This window comes from Pseudomonas sp. IT-P74 (assembly GCF_949768175.1).
GTDB lineage: Bacteria > Pseudomonadota > Gammaproteobacteria > Pseudomonadales > Pseudomonadaceae > Aquipseudomonas.
On sequence record NZ_CATKQD010000087.1, the window covers coordinates 1 to 234 of the forward strand.

Below are 234 nucleotides of genomic sequence, written 5' to 3' on the forward strand. Positions count from 1 at the left end.
GCACCAGGTTTTCGAAGTTGCCGCCGGTGGTACCGGTGATGGTGGTGCTGACGGTGCTGCCGTTGACATAAACGTCGTTGGCCGGGGTTTCAACCACGACGTTGCCAGTGGTCTGGCCCGCCTCGATGGTGATGACCGAGCCATTGCTCAAGGTCACGGTCATCGGCGTGCCGGCCGGGTTGCTCAGGGTGGCGGTGTAGATGATCTGGCCGCCTTCGCTGATGTTGCCGGTGG

1 protein-coding gene is annotated in these 234 nt (G+C 62.8%); it reads right to left on the bottom strand.

Annotation, left to right across the window (positions count from 1 at the left end; translation table 11 throughout):
• Positions 1–234: immunoglobulin-like domain-containing protein (locus ACM6J5_RS25970; protein ID WP_414929606.1), on the bottom strand; the 234-nt coding region annotated here is incomplete at both ends.